Origin of the sequence: Promicromonospora sp. NFX87, from assembly GCF_048564965.1 — a bacterium.
Lineage (GTDB): Bacteria > Actinomycetota > Actinomycetes > Actinomycetales > Cellulomonadaceae > Promicromonospora.
Window position 1 is genome coordinate 3,977,249 of sequence record NZ_CP183413.1, and the last position, 15,452, is coordinate 3,992,700.

A 15,452-nucleotide genomic window follows, 5' to 3' on the forward strand; every position below is an offset into this window, starting at 1 on the left:
CATGCGCAACACACTGAAGACCTGGATCCTGACGCACCGCGTCCTGAGCGTCCTGATCGTCGTGCTCACCCTGGCGCTCGTTGCCGGCGGGCTGCGGCTCCTGGCACCGAGGACTACCAACGACGAACACGCCGCCGCGTCGTCGGCGGCGCCGTCCGCCGCGCCGGACAAGATCGAGACTCCAGCTGGCACCGCCACCAACCCCACAACGAACGGGGGCGGCCCGATCGCACAGACGACCGCCCCGGACGCGTTCGCGCGATCGGTGGCCGAGGCCCTGTTTGCCTGGGACACCACCGGCTCCAACCTGCCCGACCTGACCGAGCAGCTCCTCACGGTCGCGGACCCGACCGGTGAGCAAACGCCCGGTCTGCTGGTCGACCTGCGGACCTACCTGCCCAGCCCGAAGGCCTGGACGCATCTGGCGCAGTACCAGACACGGCAGTGGCTCGAGGTAACAGACGTCGTCGAACCGGCTGAGTGGCGTGCGGCGCTCGCTCAGGCGCCCGATGGCGCCGTCGCCGACGGGACGACGGCACGCACTGTGACCGGGGTGCGTCACCGGGCTGGGACCTGGGACGGCGCCCCTGTCGCGGCGAGCTCGCAGGTGCAGTTCACGATCTTCATGGTCTGTGGCCCGGCCTACGAGCAGTGCCACCTCCTGCGGCTGTCCACCTCCGACGCCGCCCTGCACTGAGGAACGCCCATGATGCGCGTTCTCGCAATCGTCACCGTGGTGCTGTTCCTGTTCGGGCCGCCCACCGCTCTGACCGCCTACGCCCTCCTCGCCCCCGAACCCAGCACCGGATGCGGAGCCGGGGGCACGGCAGTGGGCGCCGTCGATTCGCTGCCCGCGGACCTGACCGCGTCTACGACCGGTGGGGACGTTGTGCGGCTCGACCGGGTACAGCTGGGTCACGCCGCGACGATCATCACCACCGGCTCCAGGACGGCAGGGGTCGGGCGGGACGGGGTCCTGGTCGCGCTCATGGCGGCCTTGACCGAGTCGCACCTGCGGATGCTGGCCAACCCCGGCGCCTACCCCGACTCGACCAATTACCCGCACGACGGGACCGGGCAGGACCACGACAGCCTCGGCCTGTTCCAGATGCGCCCGGCCGCCGGGTGGGGAACCGTCGCCCAGCTCATGGACCCCGCCTACCAGGCCGCAGCGTTCTACGGCGGACCCACCGGACCGAACCGCGGATCGCCGCGGGGCCTGCTGGACATCCCCGACTGGCAGCAGCTGCCGAAAGGAGCCGCCGCGCAGGCGGTGGAGGTCTCAGCGTTCCCGGACCGGTACGCGCAGTACGAACCGGTCGCGCGCGCCATCCTCGACAAGCTCACCGCATCCGCCAGGCCGGGAGTACCCGTCCAGGCAAGCGGTCCGGCGGTGTCATCACGGGTGGTGTTCCCGCTGCCGGCCGACACCTGGACCCGCACCTCAGGCTTCGGTATGCGCGACCTCGGCGATACCGGGCACTACAAGCTGCACGCCGGGGTGGACTACGCCGCCCCGGCCGGCACCCCGGTCCTGGCACTGGCAGACGGCGTGGTCGCTTCCGTCGAGACCAGCCCGACCGGCGGCAACATGATCGTCCTCGACCACACCATCGCCGGCCCCGATGGGACCCAGCGTGTGGGCTCGGCGTACCTGCACCTGAGCGACGGCTCCACCACGGTGACCGAAGGCGACCACGTGACCGCCGGGGCTCAGATCGCGCAGGTCGGATCAACCGGGCGCTCGACCGGCCCGCACCTCCACCTGGAGATCCGGCCCGGCGGACCCTCCTCCGCCGCGATCAACCCCGAACCATGGCTGGCGGCGCACTCGCCCGCAGCCATGGACGGCTCAGCCGTCCTGCCCGCCACCGGCTCGTGTTCGACGGAGGCGATGTCATGACGGGCTTACCGGTTTCGCTGGTGCTCGCCGCCGGCTTGGTCGCGGGCGTCGGCCCGGACTTTGGTGCGGTGACCGGGAGCCGCCTGTACCCGATCATCGGCGCGCTGCTGACCATCGCCCTGGTGACCGCAGTGGCGATGCTCGCCGTCTGCGCGTTCGCCTGGGCCCTGGCGTCAGCGTCTGGGAACTGGCAGGCGACCAGCAAGGCCCGCACCGGCGTCCTCATCTCCGTCGCCGGCGCCGTACTCACCGGCGGTGCCCTGGCCTGGACGAACTGGCTCATCGACCTCGGCCACACCCTCTAGCAGCACCTGCCGACAACACGAGCCGGTGACCCGGCGTGGTGCGGGCGGCACACCTGCCCAGCGCAGACATCACCGCGCTGAGGGAGAACCGCCATGTTGCACTTTCAGACCGCCGCCCACGCTGCTTCGGTGGCCGCCAACCACGCCGCGCTGACCGCAGCCAGGATCGCGACCCGGGTACCCGGGACCATCGACATCCGGCCGAACACGAACGGCTTGCCGGGGATCCCCCAGCTGCGGGAAATCGTCGGGGCGATCATGAGCATCGGCCTGATCCTGGCCGTGGTCGCCCTGATCATCGCGGCGGTGATCTGGGCTTTCGGTGCTAACAGCTCCAATCCGCACTTGGCCGGCCGGGGCAAGACCGGGATCCTGGTCGCCGCTGCGGCCGGTGTCGTTTGTGGAGCCGCGGTGGCGCTGGTCAACTTCGGCTGGGACCTCGGGCAGCAGATCTGATGGACATCTGCTCCCTCCCCGTCGTCGCGCAGGTCTGCGCCGGCTCCGCCAACACGGTGGCCTCCCCGATCCAGCCGTTCGCGGACATGGTCGGTGACCTGGCCGCCTGGGTCCTGGAAGGCATGTGGGCCCTCATGGTCACCACGACCATGACCGACGTGACCGGCACGCCCTTTCGGCGGGTCTACGCCCTCGTGTTCGGCATCGCGATCCTGGTCATGCTGTTGTTCTTCCTGCTGCAGGTCATCACGGGGATGGTCCGCCGCGACCCCGGCGCCCTCGGGCGCGGCGTCCTAGGACTGGGTACGTCGATCCTAGGCAGCTTCCTAGTGGTCACGCTGACGGCGGCGCTGTTGGAGATCACCGACCAGCTCTGCCACGGCCTGGTCCGCGCTGCCGGGACCACAATGGAGGAGGTCGGTGAACGGCTGATCGTCATGGTCACCGGCATCTCCATCTCCACCATGGTCGTCGGTGTCGGCCCGCTGCTGACACTTTTCTTGGCCGGGCTGGCGTTCACCGGGGCGTTCACGGTCTGGATCAGCCTGCTGGTGCGCTCCGCCCTCATCCTTGTCGCGATCGCGCTTGCCCCGCTCGCGCTGGCCGGAGCGTCGTGGGACGCGACCCGCGGGTGGGCGACCAAGTGGGCCACCTTCACCATCGCGCTCATCCTGTCCAAGCTGGTGCTGGTCGTGATCTTCCTCATCGCGACCGAGCAGATGTCCGCCCCCATCGAAGCCGACATCGCCTCAGTCGCAGAACCCCTCACCGGAATAGTGCTCCTCGTGATCGGCGCCTTTGCGCCGTACCTGACCTACAAGTTCCTCAACTTCCTGGGCTTCGACCTCTACCAGACAATGACCACCGAGACCGACGCCAAGGAAGCACTCAACCGTCCCGTCCCCTACCTGCCCGGTGGATGGCCCAGACCTACCCCCGCCAAGGTCCTGGGCTCCGACGGGACGACCGACGGCGGTGATGACGGCGCCGCTGGTGGGGGCCGGGGCGCTTCCAGCACCACCACCGCCTCGAGCGGCACCAGTGTGGGCGGCAGCACGGGAGCAACCGGCGTTGGCTCTGCGGCCGGAACCGGCGCTGGTTCCAGTGCCGGCGCAGGTGCCGGTGTAAGTGCCGGTGCAGGTGCTGCGGCGGCCGGGCCTGCGGCTCCTGTGGTCGCCGGTGCAGCTCTGGCGAAAGCCGCCTTCGACGCCGGCCCGGCCGCAGGCCGAGCCCTGGGCGGCCAGGCTGCCCAGACCGGCGACGGCGCGACCGCGCCAACCGGCGACCAGCCCACGCCATCCGGCACCCCGCCCCGCGCACGGGGGACACTCCCGGCTGGCGCCGATCCGCAGCCGCCGTCGGCATCGCCTCGGGAGCAGCCCGGGATCCTCTTCCAGGACGGGGAGTAGACCATGACCGGCCACACCCCCACCGGGCAGTTGCGTGCGGTGAAGTTCTCCCGCCTGTCCAAGCGGGCCCTGTTGCTGGGCCTGACCGCGACCCAGCTGGCCACCATCGGCATCGGTGGACTGCCTCTGGTAGTCGCGCTCTACACCGGCACCGGTGCGCTGTACGCGATCCCCGTCCTGATCGTGGCCGTCGCGGCCGCGCTGATACCGGTGGGTGGTCGGCAGGCGGTCACCTGGGTCCCGATCGCGGGCTCCTGGGCCTGGCGCACCATCACCGGCCAACTGCACTACCGCGCCCGGATCACCGGCCGGTCGGCGCGGCCTCGCCCGGCCGGGACCCTGGCCCTGCCCGGGGACGCTGCGTCGTTGCGGCAGTACACCGACCCGGTCACCGATGCCGTGCTCGTGCACGACCCCCACGCCCCGACTCTCACCGCGATCCTGCCCGTCACCCACCCGGCGTTCGTGCTGCTCGACCCGGGCGAGCAGCAGCGCCGGGTCACGGCCTGGGGCCGGGTCCTGGCCACGGTCTCCCGGTCCGGACACATCGCCGCGCTCCAGGTGATCGAGCGCACGCTGCCTGGCTCGGGGGCCTCGTTGGCCGACTGGTGGCAGACCCACGGTATCGACGACGGGTCCTTCGCCGCACGCACGTACGCCGACCTGATCGATCGAGCCGGCCCCACCGGGGAGCAGCATGCCACCAGCATCGCCCTGTCCCTGGACATGAACGCTGCCGCACGCACCATCCGGGCTGCCGGTGGCGGACTCCGCGGTGGCGCGGCCGTGCTGCGGCAGGAGGTCGAGACCTTGACGATCGCGCTGCGGGCCGCAGACCTGACCCCCGGTGCCCCCTACGACGCCGGGCAGCTCGCCATCCACCTGCGCACCGCCTACGACCCCGCCATCGGACCCGCCCTGGAACGCCACCCCACCCTCGGGCGGGAGCTCGCCGCCGCGGGACCCATCGCTGTGACCGAGACCTGGGGCAGCTTGCGCGCCGATGGCGCCCGTCACTGTGTGCTGTGGATCTCGCAGTGGCCCCAGGCTCAGTCCTACCCCGGGCTCCTGGCCCCGCTGCTGCTGTCCTCCGGTGTCCAGCGGTCCGTTGCCCTGACGTACCGGCCCGTGCGTCCGGACGTCGCGATGCGGGAACTACGTCGCCGCCGCACCGGGCACCTGTCCGACGCGACCCAGCGCGCCCGGATGGGACAGACCACTGACGCCACCGACCAGGCCGAGCTGTCCGACGTCCTGCAGCAGGAGGCGGACCTCGCCGCCGGCCACAGCCTCCTGACCGCCACCGGACTGATCACCATCAGCGCCACCGACGTCGAGCAGCTCGAGCACGACGTCGCCGCCGTCGAGCAGGCCGCCATCCAAGCCGGGGTCGAGACCCGACGACTTTGGGGGCAACAGGCACAGGCGTTCGCCCGCTCGGTCCTGCCCGGCTGAGTATTCGTGCGAGCGGTGCGTGGTGGTGCCGGCGCACCTGAGGCTCATGAACACACGCACACCTCAACTCAACACGGGACGGGTCATCACTCAGGTCGGCCCGCTCGACCTCTCGCTACGACACCTCAGCGACGAGCCGGGCGAGAACGGCGACGTCCTGCACCGGTACAGCTACCTCGTAATCAACCAAGAACGGGCCGGACAGCGATATCAGGCGTCCGACCTGCACAACCAGGGGGCCGTCGATACCGACGCGGCCATGTGCTACCTGCTCGGGCACCTGTGGGCGATCGGCCACACCATCCTTAACTCCGAGCCCGACGGCTCGATGGACTTCCTGCCCCAGTGGCTGCAGCAAATGACCTCCGACTACCTCGACGAGCTGATGGAGGGCATGGAGCTGCACGAGGAGGTACTGGTCGGGCCGACCGACAAGACGTTCGACTTCGACGACCTCGAACCCTGACGCCGTTCCCGACCACTACTACCTGCGCCACGGACCGGCTTGCGCCCGAGAAGGAGCCACCATGACCACCTCGCCCTCGCCCTGGGTCATCGATGCGGACCCCGTCGAGACCGCGGTCTCCGTCGCGAAGACGATGCGGCGCCTGGCCCGTGAGACCAGCAGCCTGACCAGCCTGGACGACCAGGCGCCCCAGATCACCGACGAGCTCCTGAGCGCGCTGCGGGAGATGGCCACTGTCACCACACACCTGGCCCGCCTGAGTTTCGACCACCCCACACCGCCAGCGCCGGACGGCGACCTCGGTGCTTTCCCCCGCCGCTCGCCCGCTGTCCGGGCGGCTAACGGGTTCACAGATGCCACCAACCTGATCTACCTCGCCTGCCAGCTCCTGGCCGGAGCAAAGAACGAGACCACCCGCCTGACCGGCACCGCTGAGACCGACCGCAAGCCGCCCAGCCCCGGTCCGGGCCCGGAACACTCCCGGCGCGAGGAGCCCACGCACCAACCCTCGCTGTAACCACCACCACGAACCTGCCCGCTGCCCGCATGCTGCGGCGCAGGCAGTACGACAGCGCAAAGTCCCACGGGACGACAGGACCGGCCGTGCGGACCATCCCGGGACCGCGCGGCCGGTGGCATGCCCAGCCCGTGACAGCACCACACGGCCGGCGATGTCCGTGCCTGTCGAGCACACCTATCTGGCATGAACAACGACGCCCCCTCCCCCAGCACACGGAAGCTGGTCACGCGCCAGGCTGGTTCCCTCAGCCTGGCGCTGTGGCACGACGGCACCACGCCGGACGAGCACGGCGGCTACCGGCAGCGGTACGCCTACCGCATCGCCCACGCCACCGTCCCTGGCTTGGTGCCGCACGACGGACGCGACATCCACTCCGGCGTCGGCGCCAGCGTCGACACCCTCACCGGGATGGGGACGCTGGTGACGTTCTTGTCCGCGGCAGCCGACGCGTACCGGTACCAGATGAGCCACCCGCTCAGCGCCCCGGAGAACCTGGACCTGTTCCCCGCCTGGGTCACCGAGGCCGCGTACCTCAACTCCGACGAGCTGACCATGCTCGCCTTCGACCTCGAGCACCCAGACAAGCCTGGCGCGGTCGAGCCCACCACGGTGGATGCGCCACCGATCGCCCCTCCTGATCCGACGGCCGCCAACGACGGGCCGGCGTGGCCGCCCGGGCGGTTCTACACGGTGGTCTTCGTCCAGGACGAGGAAGGGCACGCGATCGTGGACCTCCTGCAGGAGCAGGGCACCCAGGCCGCGATCGATCACCTGGCGCAGTGGGACTTCGGGTCCGAGACCCTCGAGGCAGCCCTGTTCAACAAGTACTACCACGCGCAGGTCCCGCACTACGCGGGCACGCACGAAGCCACCGACGGTCCTTACGTCCTGACGTATCAACCAGGTCTGGGGACTGTGCACCTGCTGCGCGAGTTCCCCACGGAGGCTCCGGGCGGTTGGCCGGGGCGATACACCGGCCTCACCAGCCCCACGCCAGTCAACCGACCCGCCGCTCCCAGGCAGCCGCCGCACGCGTCGCGGTCGACCAGACCGCTCCCGCCTCGCCCAACCGGACACGACCCTGACCACGGCCTGTCCTTGTGACGGCGCCAGCCGCTGACGGTGACGCCCGCGCACCTGCTCGGTGTTCCGTTCACCGAGGCTCAGGGAGTCCGTCATGGAGACCACCAACCCGCAGCACGACGCCGAGGACGCTGCCGAGGCACTGCGCCGGCTCGCGCACTCGACCCAGCAGCTCGACGACCCCGCGGACACGTACTGGGTGATCACCGACCTGGCCGCCGTGGTCCGCCGCCTGGAACAAGTCACCACCCAGGTCCAGGCCGCCCACCGGGACAACGTGCACCTGGCCCACGACGACCAGGGCAAAGCCTCCACCGGGCAGGTCCACGCCCTGACCGCGATCGAGCACCTCCGCAAGGCCGTCGAACTGTTCGGCCGGGCCTACGTCAGTCTCGACCTGGCCATGGGCCACTCCGGCGCCATCGCCTGGTACCCGGCCACCAACACCACCGCCGCCGCTGCGGGTGGGAGCCGACCCCGCGCCCAGGCACGTCACGCCCGCCACGAGGGCGACGCCGACGACGGCCCGGGTATGTTCACTGGTCGCGCCGGGAAGCGGTCGCGATGACTACCCCGACTCCCGCCCAGGGCCCTAGACAGACTTCCAACCCCGGCATTGCCCCGCCGGGGGAACCCGAGCGGGTCCACACCGCGACCTTGACCACCGGTCATGAACCGAGGTCGGTGCGCCGGGGCCGCCAACGGGCCGCTGCCGCTGTGCTGGCCCGGGCTCGTCAGGACCGGATGCAGGCCGACAAGCTACGTCTGCATACGGAACGGGCTGAGACCCGCGACCTGCAGTTCCTGCCCCGCTCCGGAGACCACGGCCCAGCGACGCTGCGTACCCCCGTCCGGTTCCGGGTGCCGCAGCATCAGGACACGTCCGCGACCTGGGCCGGCGCCTACCCGTTCCTCGCCGAAGGCGGGCTCGGCGCGGACGGGGTGTTCGTCGGCCGCGATCTGCACTCCGGGTCCTCGTTCGTGTACGACCCGTGGGTGCTGTACCGGCGTGGTCTGGTCACCGCGCCGAACATGGTCGTGGCCGGGATCGTTGGCGCCGGCAAGTCTGCTCTGGCCAAAGCGTTGTACCTGCGCTCCCTCGCGTTCGGGCGCCGCGTCTACATCCCGTGCGACCCCAAGGGCGAGCACACCGCCGTCGCCCACGCCGTCGGCGGCCGGGCCATCGCCCTCGGGCCGGGGATGGCCGCGCGGCTGAACCCGCTCGACGAAGGCCACCGCCCTGCCGGGACCGACGACGCGGCCTGGGCGGATCAGGTCGCCGCCAGGCGGCGGACGCTGGTCGGTGCGTTGACCGAGACGATGCTCGGCCGGCCGCTGCACCCGGTCGAGCACACCGCGATCGACATCGCCCTGGACGCCACCGTCCGCACCAGCGAGGTCCCCGTCCTCCCCCGGGTCGTCGACCACCTCATGGCCCCGGACCGTGCCGATGACACGGACGGACGCCTGGCCGAGGACGGCCGGCACGTCGCCCACGCACTACGCCGGCTCGTGCGCGGCGACCTCGCCGGCCTGTTCGACGGACCCTCCACCATCCAGTTCGACCCATCGCTGCCGATGCTGTCCCTCGACCTGTCCCGGGTCGCGGAGAACAACTCCGCCCTGAGCGTCCTGATGACCTGCGCCTCGGCCTGGATGGAAGGCGTCCTGGCCGACCCCGACGGCGGCCAGCGGTGGGTCGTGTACGACGAAGCGTGGAGACTCATGAGCCAGCCCGCGCTGCTGCGCCGCATGGACGCGCACTGGCGCCTGGCCCGGCACTACGGCATCGCGAATATGTTGGTGATCCACCGGCTGTCCGACCTGGACAACGTCGGCGACACCGGCAGCGCACAACGCTCCCTGGCCGCCGCTCTGCTGGCCAACGCTGAGACCCGGGTCATCTACCGGCAGGAGACCGACCAGCTCGGCACCACTGCCCAAGCCCTGAACCTGACTCGTACCGAGGCCACGCTCCTGCCCACCCTCGGCCTGGGCCAAGGCCTGTGGCGCATCCGCAACAGGTCCTTCCTGGTCCAGGCTCAGCTCCACCCCAACGAAGCCCAACTCTTCGAAACTGGGACGAAGGCATCCGGATCCCGCTAGACAGATCACATCAGCCTGCACGCGGGACACCTTGTCCTGTAGCTCGGCACTACACAAGCCGGTTGCCAGCACGGGGACGCCAACAGGCTGGGCGGAGGGTGCCGCCTCGTGCGCGCCGCCGGTATGACAAGGCGATTTCGGGCCCCACAGGACCGCGCCGATTCCATTTCCGTACTACACACCCACCACTCGGACTAACTGTTCCACCATTATGCTCGCCACCATGACTGACACGTGTCACGCGACTAGCCCACCACTATGCGGCCAGTCTGCTGATGATCTGTAATCACACGGCCATTTTAGGACATTAAATATGTCCTAACCTGCGACGACGCTCCGGAAGTTCCGAACTTACAGAGTCCGGAAATGTTATCATTGCGCACTTCCTCATGCCGTTGACATGTCGATACTGGTGCGCTTAAGTTCTCCGCCATGACGCCCCTGCCCAAGAAAAAGTGCCGGACCTGTCTTCGCATTCGTCCGGTTGCAGAATTCGCTACGTCGCCACGATCGCGCGATCGTCTGCGAGGCAGTTGCATGGCCTGTGTCGAGGCCCTGCGCGCCGCTCGCACTGGCCAGCTCGTCGAGCAAGGCGGGCCCTTCGGGTACCTCGATGCTGTCCTGTCCGACCACGGCTACGAGTGGTGGGACCTCCGTCCCCGCGGTGGCCTGGTGCGGGTCCGGGTGCTGCACGGCCCCGACGGTCGGCCGGTGGACGTTTCCGTGGCGCTGGCCAGGATCGAGGCAGCTACGGGCGCCCCGGCCCGATGCTGGCGGCCCGCGGCTCGCCGTCATGTATGCCGCATGTCCTGCTGCACGCGGCGCCATCGTCCCTGACCGGCTCCTCTGGGCGTCACTGCTGAGGTCCTGACGGTGTGGGTGCACCTGGTTGGCACCAGTGGCACGCACACCCAGGGGGCACAGCATGGACGAGCAGGAGCCGCACCGCACGGAACAGGACCTGACGCCGGCAATGAGGCGAGCCCTGTCCGAGATCGCGGACATGGCCGCCGACGAGCGCACCGCGCGGATCATCCTGGCCTTGGGCTGCGAGCCCGGTGACGAGCTCGCACCCCAGCTCGCCGCCGCGCACGGCGCCGTCCACCTCGTACGGCAGATCACCGACGGTGCACTACAGCAAGAGACCCCACGCCTGGCCCGTTGGCGCCAGGACGCCACCGCTCGCCTGGACCTCACCGAGGTCAGCCGGGTCCTGATGCAGACCTAGGAGCGCGGGCTGGGCACCCTGATCCCCGGTGATCCCGGCTGGCCAGCCCTGGCCGGGTCCCCGGCGACCCACCCGCTGGTGCTGTGGACCCGCGGTGACGCCTCGCACCTGACCAGCAGCGCACCGCGGGTCGCGGTGCTCGGGGCACGCTTCCCCACCGACTACGGCCGGGACGTCACCCGAACCCTGGCGATCGACCTGGCCGACCGCGGACTGACGATCCTCGGGTCCAGCTGGCCTGGCGTCGACGCCACAGCCCTCCTGGGCGCAGCAGTAGCGGGCGGGCCTGCGATCACAGTGCTGCCCGCCGGGCTGGACCGCCGCCCCTACCCCGGCGACGATGCCGCCCTGTTCCGGACAACCGTGTCCAACGGTGGTGTCCTGGTCAGCGCTTGCCCACCCGGTCGGCCCACGAGCCGGGCCCACGCCCAGGCCCGCGACCGGCTCCTGGCGTCCCTAGCCGACGCCGTCGTGGTCACCGAGGGCGCCTACCGCTGCCCCGCGATCAGGATCGCCCAGCACGCCGTGCGCCTGGGCGTGCCCGTCGGGGCCGTCCCCGGACCGATCACCAGCGGCACGAGCACCGGCACCAACGACCTGCTGCAACGCCGCGTGGCGCGCATCATCACCCACCCCACCGACGCGATGAACCTGGTCACCGCGCCCCGACCCGCGCCAGCGGCCGGCCACTCCCTCGGGCATGAGTCCTCGGTGTCACGACCGGGGAGGGACGTTCCGCCGACCCCACCGGCCCTGATCCCGCTCTGACGCCAGAGCATCCCCGTAGCCCTCGCTGAACTGTCGATGTGGAGTCTGCGATGACCGACGACGTGAAATCTCCCCAACCGTGGAACCTGCCCGTGGTGCGGGCACTGGACGCGATCGAGTTCCTGCCGGGGCTGGATCCCGCCCATGTCGAGTTCGACCAGTTCCGGTTCCACGGTGAAGGCTGGAATCGCCCCATGTACTCGGCCGTTATCCACGCCTACCAGCCGGTCACGAGCGCACGGTTCACCGTGAAGTTCGCTGTCCGGGGCACCACCTACTCGGTACGGGACCATGACCTGCAGCCGTTGACTGCCAGCGGCGTCGCCGACCTGCTGCACCTGCCGCTGGCCAGCGCTGACCGGGCTGTCACTCTGCTCAAGCGAGCACTGACCGAATCCCTCCGGGTGTACAACGAGGCCCACGCCCCGGCGCTCCACCGCGAAGGACGACCCGCCACCACGACACGGGCCAAGGAGCCGTGGCCGTTCACCCCTCGACCGGGACCCGACGAATCATCGGACGTCGCCCTCTGACCTTTGCCCGCGGCCGGCTCGCCGGGGAGAACCGACCGGACAGCGCGCGCTAGCCGCAGGTCGCCGAGCCTGCGCCTCAGGTCACCAGGGTGAGTTCTCTGAGCCAGGTTCGGGTGTCTGCCGGGTGGTGCTACCGGGGATCCGGCTGTGGTCGGCGTGCCAACGCCCGATCAGGTACCCGCCGAAGAACGCCAGCAGGATCGCGCCCACCATCAGCAGAGCCAGCAGCTGCGAAGTCACGAGAACCTCCTGCCCGAGCTCGCCTCACTTGTTTCCTCGCGGCGGGTGAGGCGCGCAGCCCGCTCGTGGTCTGCGGTGCGTCGAGACGGCGCCGGAGCGTTGTGTTCCACCACTTCATCCTGCCTGCCGACCGCGCACGGCACGACCCGGGACGCGGCCGGGTCCGGGCGGCCCAGGACCTGCTTGGGGCGCCGAGGCGCCAGTCCCGCCGCTCCTAGCTGAACGCGAAGGCGGCCCGTGACGTCCGCCGCGCGGGCAGCTCGTGGCCGGTACCGGCGCTGGCGATCGGACGCGACGTCGCTGACGCACCTGCCTCCCACACGACGTGTGGGAGGACCGGATGCACAAGGACACCCGCTCGCTCGAGCCGAAGATCGCCGATCGAGACGCCACGACGGGGCCACGGCGCACGCCGCTACGCGCCGCGCGCTTGGCACCGGCCCGGCCAGCGCCGAGCACACCCTTCACGGCAGGACCGGCGCTGTGAACCGCCAGCAGGTGCCGGTGACGCTCCCCCGAGCACGCTTCGACATCGACCCCGACGGTCGCCTGGCCGTCACGGTCGACGGCCAGCCCTGGCAGCCCCCGACCGGGGACACCACGACGACAAGACCGGGTGTGCCGCTGGGGCGCAGCGATGTCCCGTGGGCCCAGCAGCAGATCGCCAACGATCTGGGCACGCCCGTCCTGGTCGAGATCGTCGACGGCGGCCAGCCCTACAACGACATCGTCGACCCGAACACCTACCAGCCCGCAGAACTGGATGGTCGTGCGGCCTCTGCCGAGGCAGAGGTGGGCCGGTACGCACCGGGTGAGCCGGTCGCGATCACCGTCGTCGTGGGCCGCACCCACGCCGACGAGCAAGGACATGTGCGCTACCGGCAGCCCGCCGCGCTCGCCAACAGAACGGTCCTGGTCCACGGCGAGATTTCCGGGACCACGCTCCCACTGGACCAGGCGCCACTCCCCCGGCAGGCCACCGACGCCGTCGAGACGCTCTCGCGCCCATCTCCACGAGCACGCAACTACGACATGGGCCGGCAGCAGACCCGTTCAGGTCATCTCCCCCAGCCCACCGGGCCCATGCCTGCGCCGCGGGTAACGCCGGACGACGGTCTGGCGGCGTTGTGAAGACGCCGTCGTCCGCGCCTGGGCGCGCGATGGGTGACGAGCTCACCGACCTCGGCCTGATCGGGCTAGGCGTGCTCCTCGGGCTGGCCACGGTGCTGCGCGCGGCTGGCAGTCTCGCGGCGTGGGCTACCGGCGCCGACGCACCGACCGGAAATGCTCTGACTGGGCTGGGTGTCCTGCTCAGACCGGCCGACCCCGCCGGCGTGCTCGGAGCAGACGGTCTGCATCCGGCCGCGTACTGGACTGCGGTTGCCCTTCTCCTCGGCCTCCTGGGTGTCGTGGTCTGGCAGGCCACCCAGGCAGTCCTGGCGATGAACCACCGGCAGGCACGCAGCCCGCACCACACCCCGGGCACGGCGACACGTCGCGACGTCACCCACACCGCCTCCGAGCGGGTCCTGCTCAAACGGTCGCGGACCCTGCGCCCGTCACTACGGAAGCCCACTGCACCGGAGGTCGGGTACCAGCTCGGGGCCGCGCACGGGCAAGGCGTGTGGGCATCAGTCGAAGACTCGATCCTGGTGCTCGGCCCACCGCGGTCGGGCAAGGGGCTGCATATGGTGGTCAACGCGATCCTGGACGCCCCCGGCGCCGTCGTCACGACCTCGACCCGGCCCGATGCCCTGACCGTCACCCTGAAGGCACGGGAGCGGGTCGGACCGGTGGCGGTGTTCGATCCGCAGCACCTGGCCAAGGGACTGCCTGCCGGGCTTCGGTGGTCGATCGTGCGCGGCTGCGAGGATCCCCTGACGGCCATGATCCGCGCGACTGGGCTCGCCTCCGCGACCGGGCTCGGTGGCGGCAGCACGGAGAACGGCGGGTTCTGGGAGGGCATGACCCGCTCCGCCCTGCAGGCGATGCTGCACGCCGCCGCCCTCGACGGCAGATCGGCGCGGGACTTGTTCGCGTGGTCCAACTCGCCCTCGGCTGCTGAGGACGCTGCCGCGATCCTCGCGTCTCACCCGGGCGCGGCCACGGGGTGGGGGCAGTCGCTGGAGTCGATTATCCAGGCGGACCCTCGCACCCGAGACAGCGCGTGGATGGGCGTCAAGCAGGCGCTGGCCTGCCTGGCCGACCCCCGCGTCCTGGACAGCGTCTCCCCCGGCCCAGACGAGTCGTTCGACCCCGAGGCGTTCCTGCGGGACAACGGGACGCTCTATCTCCTGGCTACCGGGGCTGGATCGGTCACTTCCGGACCCTTGGTGGCGGCGTTCATCGAGGACCTGGTCGAGACTGCCAGGCACCTCGCTGCCGCCTCCCCTGGTGCCCGGCTGGACCCGCCGCTCCTGCTCGCGCTGGACGAAATCGGCAACCTCGCACCCCTGCCGTCCCTGCCGACGCTGATGGCGGAAGGCGGCGGCACCGGGCTGACAACCATGCCCGTACTGCAGTCCCTGGCTCAGGCGCGGGACAAGTGGGGTGAGAACGCAGCCAACGCGATCTGGGACGCCTCGATCGTCAAGGTCATCCTGGGCGGTTCCTCCTCCTCGAAGGACCTGGCGGACTTCTCGAGCTTGATCGGGGAACGCGACGAATTCACCGATACCCATATCCGCGGCGAGCGTGGCGCCCGGACCCTGCAACGCGCCGTCCGCAGGGTCGCGATCATGCCGGCGCAGGCGATCCGCATGCTGCCGTTCGGGATCAGCCTGGTCCTGCTGCGCGCGGCGCCACCGATCATCACCGACCTGCGCACCTGGACCGCTAGGCCCGACGCCGACCAGCTCACGACGGACCGCACCCAAGTCGAGACGTTGCTGCAGACGGCAGCTCGCCGCTCCCGTCCGACCCCACCGACTGCTTCCTGACCGATAGCAGGGTGCCGACCGTTCCGCATGAGTACGTCGAG

General features: G+C 70.5%; 17 protein-coding genes. 16 read left to right on the forward strand and 1 reads right to left on the reverse strand.

Annotation, left to right across the window (positions count from 1 at the left end):
• Position 1 precedes the first annotated feature (1 nt).
• The 14 genes from ACNYC2_RS17855 (at position 2) to ACNYC2_RS17920 (ending at position 12,232) form a co-directional block, all read left to right on the forward strand.
• The gene (locus ACNYC2_RS17855) at positions 2–697 is read left to right on the forward strand and encodes a hypothetical protein (RefSeq protein ID WP_419703083.1); all 696 of its coding nucleotides are present in this window, start codon (positions 2–4) and stop codon (positions 695–697) included.
• A gap of 9 nt (positions 698–706) precedes the next feature.
• A complete protein-coding gene (locus ACNYC2_RS17860; RefSeq protein WP_419703084.1) occupies positions 707–1,903 on the forward strand; it encodes a M23 family metallopeptidase in 1,197 nt (398 codons plus the stop codon).
• Entirely contained in the window at positions 1,900–2,208 is a 309-nt protein-coding gene (locus tag ACNYC2_RS17865) for a DUF6112 family protein (protein WP_419703085.1), read from the forward strand. Before ACNYC2_RS17860 ends, ACNYC2_RS17865 begins: the two co-directional genes overlap by 4 nt.
• A 93-nt stretch (positions 2,209–2,301) precedes the next feature.
• Positions 2,302–2,664, forward strand: a complete 363-nt coding sequence (locus ACNYC2_RS17870; protein ID WP_419703086.1) for a DUF6112 family protein — start codon at positions 2,302–2,304, stop codon at positions 2,662–2,664.
• 134 nt (positions 2,665–2,798) lie between these two features.
• Complete coding sequence (locus ACNYC2_RS17875) at positions 2,799–4,073, forward strand: conjugal transfer protein TrbL (protein ID WP_419703087.1); 1,275 nt, start codon at positions 2,799–2,801, stop codon at positions 4,071–4,073.
• A gap of 3 nt (positions 4,074–4,076) precedes the next feature.
• Complete coding sequence (locus tag ACNYC2_RS17880; protein ID WP_419703088.1) at positions 4,077–5,528, forward strand: SCO6880 family protein; 1,452 nt, start codon at positions 4,077–4,079, stop codon at positions 5,526–5,528.
• 46 nt (positions 5,529–5,574) lie between these two features.
• Complete coding sequence (locus ACNYC2_RS17885) at positions 5,575–5,994, forward strand: hypothetical protein (RefSeq protein ID WP_419703089.1); 420 nt, start codon at positions 5,575–5,577, stop codon at positions 5,992–5,994.
• A 61-nt stretch (positions 5,995–6,055) separates the two neighbouring features.
• Positions 6,056–6,511, forward strand: coding sequence for a hypothetical protein (locus tag ACNYC2_RS17890; protein WP_419703090.1), 456 nt, complete (start codon positions 6,056–6,058; stop codon positions 6,509–6,511).
• A 186-nt stretch (positions 6,512–6,697) separates the two neighbouring features.
• Complete coding sequence (locus ACNYC2_RS17895; RefSeq protein ID WP_419703091.1) at positions 6,698–7,618, forward strand: hypothetical protein; 921 nt, start codon at positions 6,698–6,700, stop codon at positions 7,616–7,618.
• A gap of 73 nt (positions 7,619–7,691) precedes the next feature.
• Positions 7,692–8,165 carry a hypothetical protein gene (locus tag ACNYC2_RS17900; protein WP_419703092.1) on the forward strand — a complete coding sequence of 158 codons (474 nt, stop codon included), beginning with the start codon at positions 7,692–7,694 and terminating at the stop codon, positions 8,163–8,165.
• Positions 8,162–9,703, forward strand: coding sequence for an ATP-binding protein (locus ACNYC2_RS17905; RefSeq protein WP_419703093.1), 1,542 nt, complete (start codon positions 8,162–8,164; stop codon positions 9,701–9,703). The genes ACNYC2_RS17900 and ACNYC2_RS17905 overlap by 4 nt, the downstream gene beginning before the upstream one ends.
• A gap of 925 nt (positions 9,704–10,628) precedes the next feature.
• Positions 10,629–10,931, forward strand: coding sequence for a hypothetical protein (locus ACNYC2_RS17910; RefSeq protein ID WP_419703094.1), 303 nt, complete (start codon positions 10,629–10,631; stop codon positions 10,929–10,931).
• 21 nt (positions 10,932–10,952) lie between these two features.
• On the forward strand, positions 10,953–11,699 hold the full coding sequence (locus ACNYC2_RS17915) for a DNA-processing protein DprA (protein WP_419707853.1): 747 nt from the start codon (positions 10,953–10,955) through the stop codon (positions 11,697–11,699).
• 50 nt (positions 11,700–11,749) lie between these two features.
• Positions 11,750–12,232, forward strand: coding sequence for a hypothetical protein (locus ACNYC2_RS17920; protein WP_419703095.1), 483 nt, complete (start codon positions 11,750–11,752; stop codon positions 12,230–12,232).
• A gap of 81 nt (positions 12,233–12,313) precedes the next feature.
• On the opposite strand, the gene ACNYC2_RS17925 is transcribed toward ACNYC2_RS17920, so the two are convergent.
• A complete protein-coding gene (locus tag ACNYC2_RS17925) occupies positions 12,314–12,472 on the reverse strand; it encodes a hypothetical protein (RefSeq protein WP_419703096.1) in 159 nt (52 codons plus the stop codon).
• A 483-nt stretch (positions 12,473–12,955) separates the two neighbouring features.
• Here ACNYC2_RS17925 and ACNYC2_RS17930 point away from each other — a divergent pair, with 483 nt between their 5' ends.
• Together ACNYC2_RS17930 and ACNYC2_RS17935 are read left to right on the forward strand one after the other, a co-directional pair.
• Positions 12,956–13,603, forward strand: a complete 648-nt coding sequence (locus ACNYC2_RS17930) for a hypothetical protein (protein ID WP_419703097.1) — start codon at positions 12,956–12,958, stop codon at positions 13,601–13,603.
• A gap of 29 nt (positions 13,604–13,632) precedes the next feature.
• Entirely contained in the window at positions 13,633–15,411 is a 1,779-nt protein-coding gene (locus ACNYC2_RS17935; RefSeq protein ID WP_419703098.1) for a type IV secretory system conjugative DNA transfer family protein, read from the forward strand.
• The last annotated feature ends 41 nt before the right edge of the window (positions 15,412–15,452 follow it).